Here is a 16,098-nt window from a genome sequence, read left to right on the forward strand (position 1 = left end):
CCAGTATGTCTGATCAACGTTTCTGGAACGCGGGGTGCCAGGAGAGCGTCAGGCGCTCCAGCACGCGGGAGGCGCTGTCGGCGAGCTTGCCGAGCAGCGCGTAGATCAGGATCGAGAGCACCACGACGTCGATCAACATGAACTCGCGCGCCTGCATCGCCATGTAACCGAGGCCAGAGGACGCCGCGATGGTCTCGGCGACGATCAAGGTCAGCCACATGATGCCGAGCGCGAAGCGGATGCCGACGAAGATCGAGGGCAGCGCGCCCGGGAAGATCACGCGGCGGAACAGCTCGCCATCGGTCATGCCGTAGATGCGACCCATCTCGATCAGCTGCGGGTCGACGGTGCGGATGCCGTGCAGCGTGTTGAGGTAGATCGGGAAGAACACGCCGAGCGCCACCAGAAACAGCTTCGCGCTCTCGTCGATGCCGAACCACAGGATGACCAGCGGGATCAGCGCCAGATGCGGCACGTTCCGCACCATCTGCAGCGTCGTATCCGTGAGCTTGGCCGAGAGCTGCGACAGCCCGTTGGCGAGGCCGAACGCAAAGCCGATGCTGCCGCCGATCAGGAAGCCGATCGAGGCGCGCCAGAACGAGACCCAGATGTTGCGCACGAGCTCGCCGGAGAGCAGCAGCTTCCAGCCGGCAAGCAAGACGTCGCTCGGCGCCGGCAATACCCGGGTCGGCACGAAGCCGGTGACGCTGGCGACCTGCCAGATCGCGATGATGACGAGCGGCACGACCCACTGGATCAGGCCGTCGACGCGCGGCAGGCGCAAGCCGCGCGGAAGCGAAACGCTGTCGATCAGGCTCATGATTGCGACACCTGCTGCTGCGGACGATAATCGCTGCCGACGGTCTCGCCGAATGGACCGCCGTTGAAGTGAAGCCTGGTCACGTTGCTGGGCTGCTCCAGCGAGAGCAGCGGAAACACCAGCTCGGCGAAACGATAGGCTTCCTCCAGATGCGGGTAGCCCGACATGATGAAGGTATCGATGCCGATGTCCTGGTACTCCCTAATGCGGGCCGCGACCGTCTGGGCGTCGCCAACCAGCGCCGTGCCGGCGCCGCCACGCACGAGGCCGACGCCGGCCCACAGGTTCGGGGCGATCTCGAGCTGGTCGCGCTTGCCGCCGTGCAGCTGCGCCATGCGCTGCTGGCCGACCGAATCCATCCGCGCAAAGTTCTTCTGCGCGGTCGCGATGGTCTCGTCGCTGACATGCTTGATCAGCTCATTGGCCGCGCGCCAGGCCGCGTCGCTGGTCTCGCGGACAATCACGTGGAGCCGGATGCCGAAGGACAATTTTCGGCCGCGTGCGGCGGCCACTTCCCTCACCTTGGCGATCTTCTCCGCAACCAGCGCCGGCGGCTCGCCCCAGGTGAGATATTTGTCGACGGTGTCGACAGCGACGTCGATGCCGGCATCCGAGGAGCCGCCGAAATAGAGCGGCGGACGCGGCGCCTGAACAGGCGGAAACAGCAGCTTGCCGCCCTCGACATGGATGTGCTTGCCCTCGACATTGACGGTCTTGCCGGCGAGCAGCTCGCTATACACGTTGAGGAACTCTCGGGTGACCTCGTAGCGCTCGTCATGGGCCAGGATGATGCCGTCGCCCTTGTTCTCGACGGGATCGCCGCCGGTGACGACGTTGACCAGAAGCCGGCCGTTGGTGATGCGGTCGAGCGTCGCGGTCATGCGCGCGGCCACGCTCGGCGATTGCAGGCCCGGCCTGACCGCCACGAGATAGCGCAGTCGCTCGGTGAACGGCGCGACCGAGGAGGCGACGATCCAGGAATCCTCGCAGGATCGCCCGGTCGGCAGCAGCACGCCGAAATAGCCGAGTTGATCGGCGGCCTGCGCGATCTGGCGCAGATAGTTGAAATTGACCTCGCGGCCGCCGATGCCGGTGCCGAGATAGCGGCCGTCGCCATGGGTCGGCAGAAACCAGAGGATGTTGGCGTTGCTCATCGATGTGCTCCGATAACCTAGCCGTAAGTCGTTCCGACCGCGGCAGCGACGATGCCGATCGACATAACGATGGCTGCGATTACGCGTTGAACGATACGCCTCATGTTCAAACCCTTTGAGATGGGGAGATTGGTTGGCACGATCAGGCTGCCGGGTTGCGCCAGACGATGTCGCGAATGACGATCGGCTTCGGGATCAGGCCGAGCTTGTGGAAGCGGTCGGCGACGCCCTGCTGGGTCGTGATGATGTCGTCGGTGAGCGGGCCGACCACGAAATTCGCGCGATTGGCGGCGACGGTCTGGATGTCCAGCGGGACGCCGGTGATCGCGGCGAGCGATTTGGCGACCTCATCGCGGTGCTGTTCGGCCCATTGTCCAGCCGCGGTCGTCACATCGATGATCTGTTGCAGGATGGCGCCGTGGCTCTTCGCGAAATCGCGATTGGCGATGAAGAAGGAATTGGTCTTGGTGACGTCGCGCGCATTGATCAGGATGCGGCCGCCCTGCTTGGTCTCGCCGATCGCAAAATACGGATCCCAGATCGCCCAGGCCTCGATGCTGCCATTGGCAAAGGCAGGCCCTGCATCCGGCGGCGTCAGATAGACCGGCGTGATATCGGCATAGGTGAGGCCCGCCTTCTCCAGCGTCTGCACCACGATATTGTGAGCGCTGGAGCCCTTGGTGAAGCCGACGCGCTTGCCCTTCAGGTCGGCGATGCCGCGGATCGGCGAGTCCTTCGGCACCAGGATGCCCTGCCCGTTGGTGATGGGCTGGCCGGCGGCATAGACGATCGCCGCGCCCGCAGCCTGGGCGAACACCGGCGGGGAATCCCCGACCGCGCCGAAATCGACGCTGCCGACATTCATCGCTTCCATCATCGGAGGTCCCGACGAGAATTCGACCCATTTGACGTCGATGCCCAAGGGCGCGAAATGTTTTTCCAGGGCGGCCTGCTGACGCGTGATAACCAGCACGCCCGTCTTCTGGTAGCCGATACGAATTTCCTTCACCGCGCCTTGTGCTTTGGCGCTTGAAGCGAATGCGGCGGCTGCCGCAGTTCCAGCGGATAGTTTGAGAAAGTCCCGACGTTGCATCCGACACTCCCGACCGCGTGCGGCCGTCCTTCATTCGTGCTCGGGAATGATGGTGCGGCTGATCGGAGGTGTCGAGACGCGCGGAAAAATAGCGATGCAAGCACTGCAGGTGTGGCGGAGCGCATGATTAATCTTTCAATCCACGGAGCGAATGCAGCGGATATTTTTCCGCACGCGAATGTGAAAAAACGCGCGCGCCCGGCCGAGATAAAAAAAATCGCGAAAACAACCCCATGCACAGTAGCCGGGCCGTGCGAAAACAATGACTTACGTATTATCCGAAATGCGTTTGACTCGTCGGGCAAAACAGGAGCAGGATGTCATCATGGCGGCGTTGCGGATGGACCGGTCCTTGCCGGACTAATGCAGCCACTTCACCGGCAGATTTTGCAGCCCCCGAAACGCCCAGCCGCCGATCCGCACCGGTTCGTCGTCGGCGATCTCGAGCCGGCTCGCACGGGCGAACAATGTCGGCAGTGCGACGTCGGCGATCATGGCACGGGAGGCCCAGGCGCCGGCGCAGAAATGCGGGCCGGCGCCGAACGCGACGCTCTTGGCCGTGTCACGCCGCACGTCGAACTGATCGGCGCGCTCGAAATGCTTCTCGTCGCGATTGGCGGAGCCGAACATCAGGAATACGCGTTCATCGGTTTCGAATGCGACGTCGCGGATGGTCCACGGCTTTGCGATGCGTCGCGGCGACATGCCGATCGGCGAGATCCAGCGGGCATATTCCTCGAAGGCCTGGAGCCACGTCACCTCGCCCTTGCGCACGAGATCGAGCTGGTCGGGATGGGTCAGCAGCGCCCACACCGTGCCGGCGATCGCCTTGCGCGGCTCGTTCTGACCGCCTGAGATCGCCAGTTTCACGTTCGCGCGCACGCTCGCCATCGCCATCCCCGACGCGAGCAGCACGCCGAGGATGCTCTGGTCGGGATGCTTGCGCATCACCGGCAGGATGTCGTCGATGGCGGCATCGATGCCTGACGTCGCCGCATGACAGCGCGCCTCGACCGCGGGATCGCCGGCGTAGTTGGCGATGCCCTCGATCATGCCCTGTGACCAGGCGTCCATGTCCGCAAAGCCGATATTGGTGAGGCCGGTGATCGACTTCAGGCATTCGCCCGAGAACGGCAGCGCGAAGTCGCGCATGAAATCGATGCGCCCGGGCTCGATCGCGTCAATGATGCAGTTGGCATGGGCCTGGAACAGCGCGCTCCAGTGCGCCTTCACCGTCTTCGGCGACACCGTCGGAAACATCGCGCGGCGCTCGACCTGGTGCGCCTCGCCGTCCTTGCGCATCATGTTGTGGCCCATCAGCCGGTTCATCAGGCCTGCAGGCTGGTGCGAGGAGAAGACGTCGATCTGTTTCTCGGAGATCGAGATGTCGTCGCGGCACGTCAGCAGCGTCGAGCCGAGCTGCGGCACGAAGGCGATTGGCGCTTCTTTCCGCATCTTTGCGAGCATCGGATAGGGATCGGCCCAGAATGCGGCCGGGTCGATGTCGATGCGCGGCGCCGTGCTCAAGCTTCGCTCCATTGCTGTTCACCGCCAAGGCTAGCGGCTTCAGGAGGCGCCGTCTGTCCCCAGCGATTGGGACAGCTTCAGTTCAGGCTGCGCGGGCCGGCGAGCAGGCGTAGCACGATCGCAAACAGCTCGCTTTGCGAGGAGATGCCGAGCCGCTCATAGGCGCGCTTGCGATAGGTCAGCGTCGAATGCAGGCTGATGCCGAGCGCTTGCGAGATCGCCTCGGAGCTGAAGCCGGAGAGGATCCGCCGGCAAACGTCCTGCTCGCGCGGGGTGAGGCTGGCGAGCGGCGCGCGCGTCGCGAAGAGCGCGGCGAGAGACTGCTCGGTCGTTGCCGCCGAGCTGTGCTGGAAATGGCGTGCCACGCTCGCACTGATGGCCGGTGCGATGGCCTGAAGCCGCGCACGCTGGACGTCGCTGAAGCGGCCCTGGACAGCGATGCGATAGAAGTTGACGTAGAAGCAGGTGTCGTCGACCCAGATCGCGGTCGCGCATTTGTCGACGATGCCGGAATCCACAAAGAACAGTTTTCGGTAGTGGGCGCCGTACATGCGCGGCGCGAAGGAGGGCAGCACGAGCGTCGCGCGGCCCTCGCCTTCGAACAGCGCATCGCGGTTGGGATCGGATTGGTGGAACTGCCCGGCATAGGCGGCGCCGAGATCGCCGCCGATCGGGATGTTGCCGGCATCGAGCAGGCAGTGTGCGGCGCCCGCGCGGCTCAGCGAAAACACCATGCAATGCCCGACCCCGGCCTCCCGGCGCAGTGTATCGATCAGGATATCAGGGAAATTCGGTCGACCGATGGCGAGCACCGCGGGCGTGACATCGCCAGCTGCCGGATTTGCGGGCGTCCCGTGAGGGCGCATCGTTTTCTCCCCATCGCCTTTTGATGAAATTTATCAGCAATGGCCGCGCAGCGGAAGGCGGGTGTCGCCGGATATCTGCCGCAACGTCGCCGAGGCAGGCGGACGAAGGGAGCGCCTCAGTCGGCACTTTTTCGCAAAATCTTGTCCATTGCCTTTCCCTTGGCCAGCTCATCGATCAGCTTGTCCAGGTAGCGGATCTCTCGCATCGTCGGCTCTTTGACATCTTCCACCCGGACGCCGCAAACCACACCTTCGATCAGGGCCCGCGAAGGATTGATTTTGGGGGCTTTCGCAAAGAAGGTTTCAAAGTCCGTCCCCCGCTCCAGTTGAGCTTCCAGTTGCTTCTGATCGTAGCCTGTCAACCAGGAGATGACCTGATCGACCTCTGCTTTGGTGCGTCCCTTCTTCTCCGCCTTCGCAACGTAAAGCGGGTAAACGCTTGCGAAGCTGGTGGTATAGATCCGGTGTTTTGTCATGAGCATTCCGGGATTGCTTGTTGCAGGACGTGACACCCTACCCCGCCGCCGCCTTCGCTGGCGCGACGCTGACGGCGAGCTTGCCGTAGCGGTCGGTGAAGGCCTCCGTGTCGATTTCCTCGAGCTTGATCTCGCCGCTCATGACGCCTTGCTTCCACGCCGCCTGCGCGGGATCGTTCTGAAATTCCGGCATCACCTCGCGGCCGAACAGCTCCAGGGACTCGCAGATGTGCTCGTGGCTATTCTTGCCCGCCTGGTTGAGCAGAATGACCTGGTCGATATGCGAGCCCTGGAAGCGCTTCAGCTTCCTGCGGATCGTCTCGGGCGAGCCGATCAGGCCGCCGCGCAGCGCGGCCTCCTGGGCCTCCGGATTGTCGCGTTTCCACTTGTTGTACTCGTCCCACATGTTGACGGTGTAGGGCGCCGGACGCTGGCGATTCTGCGAGGCGCCGTAGAAGCGCAACGCGAATTGGAAGAAGGTGGCGCCGTCGGCGCGGGCGCGGGCCTCCTCGTCCGTCTTTGCACACATGAAGAACGACACTAGCGCCATGTTCGGGTTGATCTCGTAATCGGCGAGCTTGGCGAGACGCTTGGTCATGGCGTTGTAATAGGCGTGCACCCAGGCATGCGCGGCGTCCGCGCTGACGAACTGGAAGCCGAGCGCGCCAAAGCCGTGCCGTCCCGCGCGTTCGATGGTCTGGAGTTGCGAGCAGGCCATCCACAATGGCGGATGCGGCTTCTGCACCGGCTTCGGCACGACGTTGCGCAACGGGATGTCGAAATACTTGCCGTGGTGCTCGCTTCCTGCGTCCTTGAACATCGGGAAGATCGCCGCGACGGCCTCCTCGAACACCTCCTTTTTGGTCTCCATGTCGCGGCCGAACGGCGTCAGCTCGGTGATGGAGGCGCTCTCGCCCATGCCGAATTCGCAGCGGCCGTTGGAGAGCAGGTCGAGCACCGCGACGCGCTCGGCGACACGTGCAGGGTGGTTGGTGGTGAGCTGGAGGATGCCGTGGCCGAGCCGGATGTTCCTGGTGCGCTGGCTCGCGGCTGCGAGAAACGATTCCGGCGAAGGCGAGTGCGAGTACTCTTCGAGAAAATGATGCTCGACGACCCAGGCGTGATCGTAGCCGAGCTGGTCTGCCAGTTCCATCTGCGAGAGCGCGTTCTGGTAGAGGCTGAGCTCGTCGCCGGCCACCCAGGGACGTGGCAGTTGCAGCTCATAGAAGATGCCGAACTTCATGACGCCGTCTCTCCCAATTTTTTTGCCCGCTTACTTTGTTGCGCTCATCTTAATGCGCGAGGCAGCGCTGTCTACGAGAACACAATTCCGCCGTGCGGGAGATCGATTTCGCGCATGCGTCGCAACGCGCCGTCCGAGAAGCCGTGCTGCGACAATCCGGCGACCTGACGGATTGATCCAGATCAAGGCGTCGGTGGCCCTGCTGCATCTAAAATGCAGCAAGGCAACGGCCCGGATGCCGTCCCAATCCCCACATTTCAGACGAGACCGAATATGTCGGCCCCCGACGACGCGACTTCGCGCGTGCGCCGCAAGCGCATGGAGATTTTCGCATTCCTGTTCCTGACCGCGATCGTGATGCCCGTCCTCGCGGTCGGAACGGTCGGCTCATACGGCCTCGGCGTCTGGATCTACCAGATGTTCGCCGGCCCTCCCGGCCCGCCGCCCTCCCCGCATTGATCTCCTCGAAGCGAAAGACAGGCATCATGGCCGAATCCAAACTCAACCGCCGCGCATTGATTACCGGCCGGGTGCTCAGCGCCGACCGCATCGTCGCGCCGCCCGGTTGCGAAATCGCCAGCATCATCGTGCAGGCTCGCCCCGAGCGTCTGGACCAGCTGGAAGCCGCGATCACCGCCCTTGCCGGCTGCGAGATTCACGGCCGCGACGCGCGCGGCAAGCTCATCGTCGTGACCGAGGCGCCTGATGCCGGCAGCCTCGGCACCCTGCTTAACACCATCCAGTCGCTGCCCGACGTCTATTCCGCAGCGCTGGTCTTCCACGCCATCGAAACGGCTTAGGGCCGGGAGAGCCGTCATGACATCGCCAAAACTCGACCGTCGCCAGATGCTCAAGCTGGAGGCTGCAGCAATCGCAGCTGCCGCCGCCGGCATGCCGGCACCGGTGCTCGCCGCCAACCTCGTCGCCGAGCGCGACGTCGCCGAACTGAAATGGGACAAGGCCGCCTGCCGCTTCTGCGGTACCGGCTGCTCCGTGATGGTCGCGACCAAGAACAATCGCGTCGTCGCCACCCACGGCGACATCAAGGCCGAGGTCAATCGCGGCCTCAACTGCGTCAAGGGTTACTTCCTCTCCAAGATCATGTACGGCCACGACCGCCTGACGCAGCCGATGCTGCGCAAGACGGCCGGCAAATACGACAAGAACGGCGAATTCACGCCCATCTCCTGGACCGAAGCCTTCGACATCATGGAGGTGAAGTGGAAGGAGGCGATCAAGAAGCGCGGCCCGAACGGCGTCGCCATGTTCGGCTCCGGCCAGTGGACGGTCTGGGAGGGCTATGCGGCCGTGAAGCTGTTCAAGGCCGGCTTCCGCACCAATAACATCGATCCCAATGCGCGCCACTGCATGGCTTCCGCCGTCGCCGGCATGATGCGCACCTTCGGCATCGACGAGCCGGCCGGCTGTTATGACGACATCGAGGCCACCGATGCCTTCGTGCTGTGGGGCTCCAACATGGCGGAGATGCATCCGATCCTGTGGACGCGCCTCGCGGACCGCCGGCTCTCCGCGCCGCATGTCCGCGTCGCCGTGCTCTCGACTTTCGAGCACCGCTCGTTCGACCTCGCCGACATCGGCATGATCTTCAAGCCGCAGACCGACCTCTACATCCTCAATGCCATCGCCAACCACATCATCAAGACCGGCCGGGTCAACAAGGACTTCGTTGCCGCGCATACCATCTTCAGGCGCGGCCAGACCGACATCGGCTACGGCTTGAGGCCCGAACATCCGCTGCAGAAGAAGGCGACGGGCGCGGCGAAGGCCAACGATTCCACCGAGATGAGCTACGACGAGTACGTCAAGTTCGTCTCCGAGTACACGCTGGAGAAGGCGGCCGAGATGTCGGGCGTTCCGCTCAATCGCTTGGAGGCCCTCGCCGAGCTCTATGCCGACCCCAAGACCAAGGTGGTCTCGTTCTGGACCATGGGATTCAACCAGCACACCCGCGGCGTCTGGTGCAACAACCTCGTCTACAACATCCATCTGTTGACCGGAAAGATCTCCTCGCCCGGCAACAGCCCGTTCTCGCTGACCGGCCAGCCCTCGGCCTGCGGCACCGCGCGCGAAGTCGGCACCTTCTCGCACCGTCTGCCGGCCGACATGGTCGTGACCAACAAGGAGCACCGCACCAAGGCCGAGCACATCTGGCAGGTGCCCGAGGGCACCATTCCCGACAAGCCCGGCGCCCACGCCGTGCTGCAAAGCCGCATGTTGAAGGACGGCCTGATCAACGCCTATTGGGTGCAGGTCAACAACAACCTGCAGGCCGGTCCCAACGCCAACGAGGAGACCTATCCGGGCTTCCGCAATGCCGACAATTTCATCGTGGTCTCGGACGCCTATCCCTCGGTGACGGCGCTCGCCGCCGATTTGATCCTGCCGACCGCGATGTGGGTGGAGAAGGAGGGCGCCTACGGCAATGCCGAGCGGCGTACGCAGTTCTGGCATCAGCTCGTCGCTGCCCCGGGCGAGTCGAAGTCCGATCTCTGGCAGCTCATGGAATTCTCCAAGCGCTTCAAGATCGAGGAGGTCTGGCCGGAGGAGCTGATCGCCAAGAAGCCGGACGTGCGCGGCAAGACGCTGTTCGACGTGCTCTACAAGAACGGCCAGGTCGACAAGTTTCCGGTCTCCGACATCGAGCAGGGCTACCTCAACGACGAGTCCAAGGCGTTCGGTTTTTACGTCCATAAGGGCCTGTTCGAGGAATACGCCACCTTCGGCCGTGGCCACGGCCACGACCTCGCGCCGTTCGACACCTATCACCGCGAGCGCGGCCTGCGCTGGCCTGTCGTCAACGGCCAGGAAACCAAATGGCGTTTCCGCGAGGGTAGCGACCCCTACGTCAAGCAGGGAACGGACGTGCAGTTCTACGGCTATCCCGACGGCAAGGCGCGCATCTTCGCTCTGCCTTACGAGCCGCCGGCGGAATCGCCCGACAACGAATATCCCTACTGGCTCTCGACCGGCCGCGTGCTCGAGCACTGGCATTCCGGCACCATGACGCGCCGGGTGCCCGAGCTCTACAAGGCCTTCCCCGAGGCCGTGTGCTTCATGCATCCTGACGACGCGCAGGAGGCGAAGATCCGCCGCGGCGACGAGGTGAAGGTGGTCTCCCGCCGCGGCTTCATCCGTGTTCGCGTCGAGACGCGCGGCCGCGACCGGCCGCCGCGTGGCCTCGTATTCGTGCCGTGGTTCGACGAATCCAAGCTGATCAACAAGGTGACGCTGGACGCCACCGATCCGATCTCGCTGCAAACCGATTACAAGAAGTGCGCCGTGCGCATCGAGCGGGTGAACGTGTCATGATGAAACGATTTGGAGTAGCGCTGCTCGCAATCGCGATCGCGGCTGGCGCGAGCTCGCTGACCGCGCAGACGGTGACGTCAGGCCTGCGCGGCCCGACGCCGCTCAACGACGAAGGGCCGGCGCCGCCGATGCTGCCGAACCGCAACACCTCCGAAAGGGAAGTGCGCAACTATCCGGAGCAGCCGCCTGTCATCCCGCATGCGATCGATGGCTATCAGGTCGATCTCAACGGCAACAAGTGCCTGTCCTGCCATGCGCGGGCGCGCATCGCGGAATCGCAGGCGCCGATGGTCTCGATCACCCACTTCATGGATCGCGACGGCCAGTTCCTGGCCTCGATCTCGCCGCGCCGCTTCTTCTGCACCGAATGCCACGTGCCGCAGAACACCGCCAATCCACCCGTCAGCAACGACTTCACCGACATCGACACGCTGCTGTCGCGCGCAAGCCCCGGTGGCCGCCGATGACGACGACCGCCGATGAGCCCGAGGAGGGAATGAAGGCCAAGGGCGGTTTCGTCGCGCGAAGCTTGGACTTTGCGCGCGAGCTCTGGCAGGTGCTGATCCGTCCGAGCTCGGTGTTCGGGCTCGGCGTGCTGGTGCTGGCGGGCTTCATGGCCGGCGTGATCTTCTGGGGCGGTTTCAACACCGCGCTGGAATTGACCAACACCGAAAAATTCTGCACCGGCTGCCACGAGATGAAGGACAACGTCTATGCCGAGCTGAAGTCGACCATCCACTTCGCCAACCGTTCCGGCGTGCGCGCGACCTGTCCGGATTGCCATGTGCCGCACAACTGGACCGACAAGATCGCCCGCAAGATGCAAGCCTCCAAGGAGGTCTGGGGCAAGATCTTCGGCACGATCGACACCCGCGAGAAATTCCAAGATCACCGGCTCGAGCTGGCGGCGCATGAATGGGCGCGCTTCAAGTCCAACGATTCGCTGGAATGCCGCAACTGCCACAGCGCCGATTCCATGGACATCACCAAGCAGTCGCCGCGGGCCTCGGTCGCCCACCAGCGCTTCCTGTTCACCAAGGAAAAGACCTGCATCGACTGCCACAAGGGCATCGCCCACCATCTGCCCGACATGCGCGGCGTTCCCGGCTGGCAATAGGGGCGCTGGCAACCGGATTTGCGCGGCTTGAACCGGCGGTGCGAATGGTTAGTTTTGGGGCTGGCGAATCGCTCCGTTTCGCCCCCTCCTCAAGACAGACATGGCCACATTCACCCCGCATCAGGATGCCGCGCTCAAGGCCGTTGGCGACTGGCTCAAGGCCAAACCCGGGCGCAACGGCACGCCGCCGGTGTTCCGCCTGTTCGGCTATGCCGGCACCGGCAAGACCACGCTGGCGCGGCACATCGCCGACGGCGTCGACGGCGAGGTGAAGTTCGCCGCCTTCACCGGCAAGGCGGCGCTGGTCATGCGCAACAAGGGTTGCGACGAAGCCTCCACCATCCATTCGCTGATCTACCGCACCCGCGAATCCGGCGAGGAACAACCCAGCTTCGAGCTGTGGGACGACGCCCCGGCCTCCAAGGCCAAGCTGATCGTGATCGACGAATGTTCGATGGTCGATGCCGAATTGGGCCGCGACCTGATGTCGTTCGACTGCCCGCTGCTGGTGCTGGGCGATCCCGCGCAGCTGCCGCCGATCCAGGGCGGCGGCTTCTTCACCAATACCGAGCCGGACGCGATGCTGACAGAGGTGCACCGCCAGGCCCAGGACGACCCGATCGTGCGGATGTCGATGGACGTTCGTGAGGGACGCGAGCTCGACATCGGCCGCTACGGCGAGAGCGAGGTGGTATCGCGCAAGGAGCTCGACCCCGATCGCGTCATGGCCGCCGACCAGGTGCTGGTCGGCCGCAACAACACGCGGCGCGCGTATAATATGCGGGTGCGTCAGCGCCAGAACATCGAAGACGTCTTCCCCGTCGCCGGCGACAAGCTGGTCTGCCTGCGCAACAACCGCAAGAAGGGCCTGTTCAACGGCGGGCTGTGGCGCGTGAAGTCGCGCAACACCTCGCGCTCGAAATCCCGCATTCTCAGCATGAGGCTGTCGCCGGACGAGGATCTCGGCCACAAGGTGACGAAGGTCTCGGTGCGCGCCGATTGCTTCGAGGGCGGCGTCGAGGCGATCGCCTGGGAGCAGCGCAAGCCCTATGACGAGTTCGACTACGGCTACGTGCTGACAGTGCACAAGTCGCAAGGCTCGCAATGGGACGACGTCGTGCTGTTCGACGAGAGCTTTGCCTTTCAGGAGAGCCGCGCCAGGTGGCTGTACACGGGAATTACGCGGGCGGCGAAGCGGCTGAGCATCGTGGTGTGAGGCCCGTAGGGTGGGTTAGCCGAAGGCGTAACCCACCTCTTCTGTCTCCTCGGATCGCAACAGTGGTGGGTTACGCTTCGCTAACCCACCCTACGATCCCTACTTCCCCGCGACGAAATAAAAATCCTCTCTTCCCGGCGGCGAGCCGTATGAAAACGGCTGCTGCACGTGCTTGGTCACAAGCCAGACATCGTCGCGGACGATGTCGAACAGTTTCCGGATCTCGACGCGCGGCACCTTGATTTCGCGGGCGAGCGCGGTGGTGCTTGGCGGCGTAGACCACCATGAAGCCGGCGCCAGGCTCGATGTTGGAAAAGCCCTTGTCTACCAGCTTCAGCGACAGCGTGCGCTGCATGGTCGGCGCGAACGGATTGTCGCGGCAGGCATCCAGCATCACCAGACGCACTTTTCGCGCAGCGCCCACCGCCGCGATCACCTGCTCCAGCGCAACCGCCTGGGTCTCGGCGTCCCTGTCGGCGGCGAGCTTGGCATCGACGGGAACGAGATAATTCACGCCGCCGATCTCGAAACCGTGGCCGGCGTAATAGACCACCGCCCAATCCGCCTTCTCCGCCTCGGCCGCAAACGTTTGCAACGCTTCGAAGAACTTGTCGCGGGTCAGGTCGCTGACGGATATCACGGTCTGGAAGCCGACATCGCGCAGCACGGCTGCGATCATTTTCGAGTCACGTGGCGGATTGGGCAAGGCGTGGACGTTCTTGTAGGCACCGTTGCCGATCACAAGCGCCACGCGGCGTCCCGTGGATCCAGCCGACGGCTGCGGGGTCAGCGCGGCTAATCGCTCCTGTGCGATCGCACGGGCACGCGCGACATCGAACTCGTCGAACTTCGTCAACGAATAGGCCGCCGCGCGATAGTCTGCACGGGCCTGGGCAAGATCCTTCTTGCGCCCGTAGATCTGGCCGCGACCCGAATGTGCCCGGACGTTGTTCGGGTTGATCTGGATCGCAATGTTGTAGTCCTTCAGCGCGGCGTCGAAATCGCCCTTCAACATGTTGACGTCGGCGCGATTGTTGATCGCGTACACGTTTTTCGGCTGCTTTTCGATCAAGCCGTTGCAATCGGCGAAGGCCTGGTCGAACTTGCCCATCATGCCGTAGGTGATGCAACGATTGCTAATGATCTGCGGCGCGGCCGGTTCGATCTTCTCGGCCTCCGCGAAATCGGCGAGCGCGCCGTCAAAATCCTTCATCAGCGTGCGCACGCGGGCGCGGTTGGTGTAGCCGAGCAGAAACTTGGGCGCGTATTTGATCGACAGGTTGAAATCGTCGAGCGCGCTTTGCAGCGCCCCCCGGCGCACCTGGATGATGCCGCGGTTGTTATAGGGGACACCGTAGGTCGGGCGCTTCTGGAGCGCGAGGTTGTAGTCCGCCATCGCACGGTCGTCCTGGCCCGTCCGCTCATAGGCGAGGCCGCGCAAATTGAGCGTGACGACGTTGTCGGGATCGAGGTCGACGGCCATGGACAAGGTCTCGATCGCGTGGATGTAGTCGCGCTTGTTGATCAGCGTATTGCCGCGCACGGAGAGCGCGATGGCCTTGTCCTTGCCGGTGAGCCGGTCGGCGTTGAGCAAATTGTCGCAGGCCTGCGCCCTCGCCTGCGCATCCGCCTGGCGGTCGCGGCAAAGGGCGAGGTCGTCGCCGGGTTTCGGATCGGCCGCCGCGATCGAACTCCAGCCGGCCAGGACGGCGAGCACAGCGACGAGGGTCAGGGATGCGACGCGCAGCATGTTGTCAGGTCAGCTCCAGCCACGATTCTTTTAAGTCGATCACCGATCGCGCCGGTTCATCTAGCGCGGAGTTCCTGTCCTCGCCAAGCCGGGCTGCTCCAGGCGGCGCGTTTCACAGACTCGTGTCCGTCCGACCGTAACAATCGCCCGGTCCGCCCGTATCTCGAATGTCCGAAAATGCCGGGCAGGCTGTTCGCCCGGCCCCAACCGCCCTAGACTGTCAGACCTTCGGAAAGAGGATCGCCATGCGCCGACCTGCCCTCCTGTCCCTGCTCGCCGCAACCACCGCCCTGACGCTGGCCTTTGCCGCGCCGACCCGGGCCGCAGAGGATGCGGTCGTGATCCCCGCTCCCGCGGTTGACGCGGCGCCCGCAAGCGGGATCCAGACCGCCGTGATCGCCGGCGGCTGCTTCTGGGGCGTGCAGGGCGTGTTCCAGCACACCGCAGGCGTCGTCAACGCGGTCTCCGGCTACGCCGGCGGCACCAAGGCGACGGCCGACTACCAGACCGTATCGAGCGGCCGGACCGGCCACGCGGAATCCGTCGAGATCAAATACGACCCGAAGAAGATCTCCTACGGCAAGATCCTCCAGATCTACTTCTCGGTGGCGCACGACCCGACCCAGCTCGACCGGCAGGGCCCCGACACCGGCACGCAATATCGCTCGGCGATCTTCACCACCTCCGACGAGCAGAAGAAGGTGGCCGAGGCCTATATCGCCCAGCTCAACGGCGCCAAGGTCTTCAGCAAGCCGATCGCGACCAAGGTCGGCGCGCTTGAGGCGTTCTATCCGGCGGAGCCCTATCACCAGGATTATCTGACCCTGCACCCGAACCAGCCCTATATCGCCTACAACGACCTCCCGAAGGTCGAGAACCTGAAAAAGCTGTTTGCGGATAACTATATCGAGAAGCCGACGCTGGTGAGCGCCAGCAAGGCCACCAACTGATCGCGAGATCATCGAAACAAGATCATCGAAAAACGGGAGACCCATGCCCGACACCAAGACGAAAACCACGGACGACAAGGTCATCAAGAGCGAACAGCAATGGCGCAGCGAATTGTCGCCGATGCAATACGCGGTGCTGCGCGAGAAGGCGACCGAGCGTCCCTTCTCCGGCGAATATGAGCACGACCACCGCGCCGGCACCTATACCTGCGCCGGCTGCGGCAATGTGCTGTTCGAGTCCGACGCGAAGTTCGATTCCGGCTGCGGCTGGCCGAGCTTCACCCAGCCCGCCGTCGAGGGCCATATCGACGAGGAGCGGGACGTCAGCCACGGCATGATCCGCACCGAGGTGCTGTGCGCCAAATGCAGCGGCCATCTTGGCCATGTCTTCCCCGACGGCCCGGGACCGACGGGCTTGCGCTACTGCATCAATTCCGCGGCGATGAAGCTCGAACCCAAATAAACCTTGCGCGCCGCCGGGTTCCGTCATGGAACCCGGCGGCGCGATGTGCTTTTCTTCCCCCGGTGGTGCGGCCGGCCATGGCCTTGCGGCGGC

The 16,098-nt window shown here is 63.9% G+C and carries 15 protein-coding genes and 1 pseudogene; 8 read left to right on the top strand and 8 right to left on the bottom strand.

Going from position 1 to position 16,098, the window contains the following annotated elements; all coding sequences use genetic code 11:
• Nucleotides 1-13: 13 nt before the first annotated feature.
• The 7 genes from ssuC to ABIB66_RS31065 form a co-directional block, all read right to left on the bottom strand.
• Entirely contained in the window at nucleotides 14-820 is an 807-nt protein-coding gene (gene ssuC, locus ABIB66_RS31035) for an aliphatic sulfonate ABC transporter permease SsuC (protein WP_354204837.1), read from the bottom strand.
• Entirely contained in the window at nucleotides 817-1,974 is a 1,158-nt protein-coding gene (gene ssuD, locus ABIB66_RS31040; protein WP_354204835.1) for an FMNH2-dependent alkanesulfonate monooxygenase, read from the bottom strand. Before ssuD ends, ssuC begins: the two co-directional genes overlap by 4 nt.
• Nucleotides 1,975-2,116: 142 nt before the next feature.
• Nucleotides 2,117-3,067: a sulfonate ABC transporter substrate-binding protein gene (locus tag ABIB66_RS31045; protein WP_354204833.1), complete on the bottom strand. Its 951-nt coding sequence runs from the start codon at nucleotides 3,065-3,067 to the stop codon at nucleotides 2,117-2,119.
• A gap of 360 nt (nucleotides 3,068-3,427) precedes the next feature.
• Nucleotides 3,428-4,594, bottom strand: a complete 1,167-nt coding sequence (locus ABIB66_RS31050) for a cytochrome P450 (RefSeq protein WP_354204831.1) — start codon at nucleotides 4,592-4,594, stop codon at nucleotides 3,428-3,430.
• Nucleotides 4,595-4,671: 77 nt separating this feature from the next.
• Nucleotides 4,672-5,460, bottom strand: a complete 789-nt coding sequence (locus tag ABIB66_RS31055; protein WP_354256867.1) for a helix-turn-helix transcriptional regulator — start codon at nucleotides 5,458-5,460, stop codon at nucleotides 4,672-4,674.
• A gap of 116 nt (nucleotides 5,461-5,576) precedes the next feature.
• Nucleotides 5,577-5,936, bottom strand: a complete 360-nt coding sequence (locus tag ABIB66_RS31060) for a DUF2200 domain-containing protein (RefSeq protein WP_354204827.1) — start codon at nucleotides 5,934-5,936, stop codon at nucleotides 5,577-5,579.
• Nucleotides 5,937-5,973: 37 nt separating this feature from the next.
• Complete coding sequence (locus ABIB66_RS31065) at nucleotides 5,974-7,179, bottom strand: LLM class flavin-dependent oxidoreductase (RefSeq protein WP_007596175.1); 1,206 nt, start codon at nucleotides 7,177-7,179, stop codon at nucleotides 5,974-5,976.
• 273 nt (nucleotides 7,180-7,452) lie between these two features.
• Here ABIB66_RS31065 and napE point away from each other — a divergent pair, with 273 nt between their 5' ends.
• From napE to ABIB66_RS31095, 6 genes are all read left to right on the top strand, one after another.
• Nucleotides 7,453-7,638: a periplasmic nitrate reductase, NapE protein gene (napE, locus tag ABIB66_RS31070; protein ID WP_007596178.1), complete on the top strand. Its 186-nt coding sequence runs from the start codon at nucleotides 7,453-7,455 to the stop codon at nucleotides 7,636-7,638.
• A gap of 26 nt (nucleotides 7,639-7,664) precedes the next feature.
• A complete protein-coding gene (locus ABIB66_RS31075; protein WP_007614109.1) occupies nucleotides 7,665-7,979 on the top strand; it encodes a chaperone NapD in 315 nt (104 codons plus the stop codon).
• Nucleotides 7,980-7,995: 16 nt separating this feature from the next.
• Nucleotides 7,996-10,509 carry a nitrate reductase catalytic subunit NapA gene (gene napA, locus ABIB66_RS31080; protein ID WP_354204824.1) on the top strand — a complete coding sequence of 838 codons (2,514 nt, stop codon included), beginning with the start codon at nucleotides 7,996-7,998 and terminating at the stop codon, nucleotides 10,507-10,509.
• Nucleotides 10,506-10,976 carry a nitrate reductase cytochrome c-type subunit gene (locus ABIB66_RS31085; RefSeq protein ID WP_354204822.1) on the top strand — a complete coding sequence of 157 codons (471 nt, stop codon included), beginning with the start codon at nucleotides 10,506-10,508 and terminating at the stop codon, nucleotides 10,974-10,976. The genes napA and ABIB66_RS31085 overlap by 4 nt, the downstream gene beginning before the upstream one ends.
• Nucleotides 10,973-11,626 carry a NapC/NirT family cytochrome c gene (locus tag ABIB66_RS31090; protein WP_354256871.1) on the top strand — a complete coding sequence of 218 codons (654 nt, stop codon included), beginning with the start codon at nucleotides 10,973-10,975 and terminating at the stop codon, nucleotides 11,624-11,626. The genes ABIB66_RS31085 and ABIB66_RS31090 overlap by 4 nt, the downstream gene beginning before the upstream one ends.
• 100 nt (nucleotides 11,627-11,726) lie before the next feature.
• Complete coding sequence (locus tag ABIB66_RS31095; protein ID WP_007596183.1) at nucleotides 11,727-12,842, top strand: ATP-dependent DNA helicase; 1,116 nt, start codon at nucleotides 11,727-11,729, stop codon at nucleotides 12,840-12,842.
• 99 nt (nucleotides 12,843-12,941) lie between these two features.
• On the opposite strand, the pseudogene ABIB66_RS31100 reads toward ABIB66_RS31095, so the two are convergent.
• Nucleotides 12,942-14,592 (bottom strand): annotated as a pseudogene (locus ABIB66_RS31100) (tetratricopeptide repeat protein).
• Between the two features lie 245 nt (nucleotides 14,593-14,837).
• Between ABIB66_RS31100 and msrA the strand changes: the two are divergent.
• Nucleotides 14,838-15,542, top strand: coding sequence for a peptide-methionine (S)-S-oxide reductase MsrA (gene msrA, locus ABIB66_RS31105; protein ID WP_354204816.1), 705 nt, complete (start codon nucleotides 14,838-14,840; stop codon nucleotides 15,540-15,542).
• A gap of 43 nt (nucleotides 15,543-15,585) precedes the next feature.
• Nucleotides 15,586-16,005 carry a peptide-methionine (R)-S-oxide reductase MsrB gene (gene msrB / locus ABIB66_RS31110; RefSeq protein WP_354204814.1) on the top strand — a complete coding sequence of 140 codons (420 nt, stop codon included), beginning with the start codon at nucleotides 15,586-15,588 and terminating at the stop codon, nucleotides 16,003-16,005.
• The last annotated feature ends 93 nt before the right edge of the window (nucleotides 16,006-16,098 follow it).

It is taken from the genome of Bradyrhizobium sp. F1.13.3, from assembly GCF_040548265.1.
Taxonomy (GTDB): domain Bacteria; phylum Pseudomonadota; class Alphaproteobacteria; order Rhizobiales; family Xanthobacteraceae; genus Bradyrhizobium.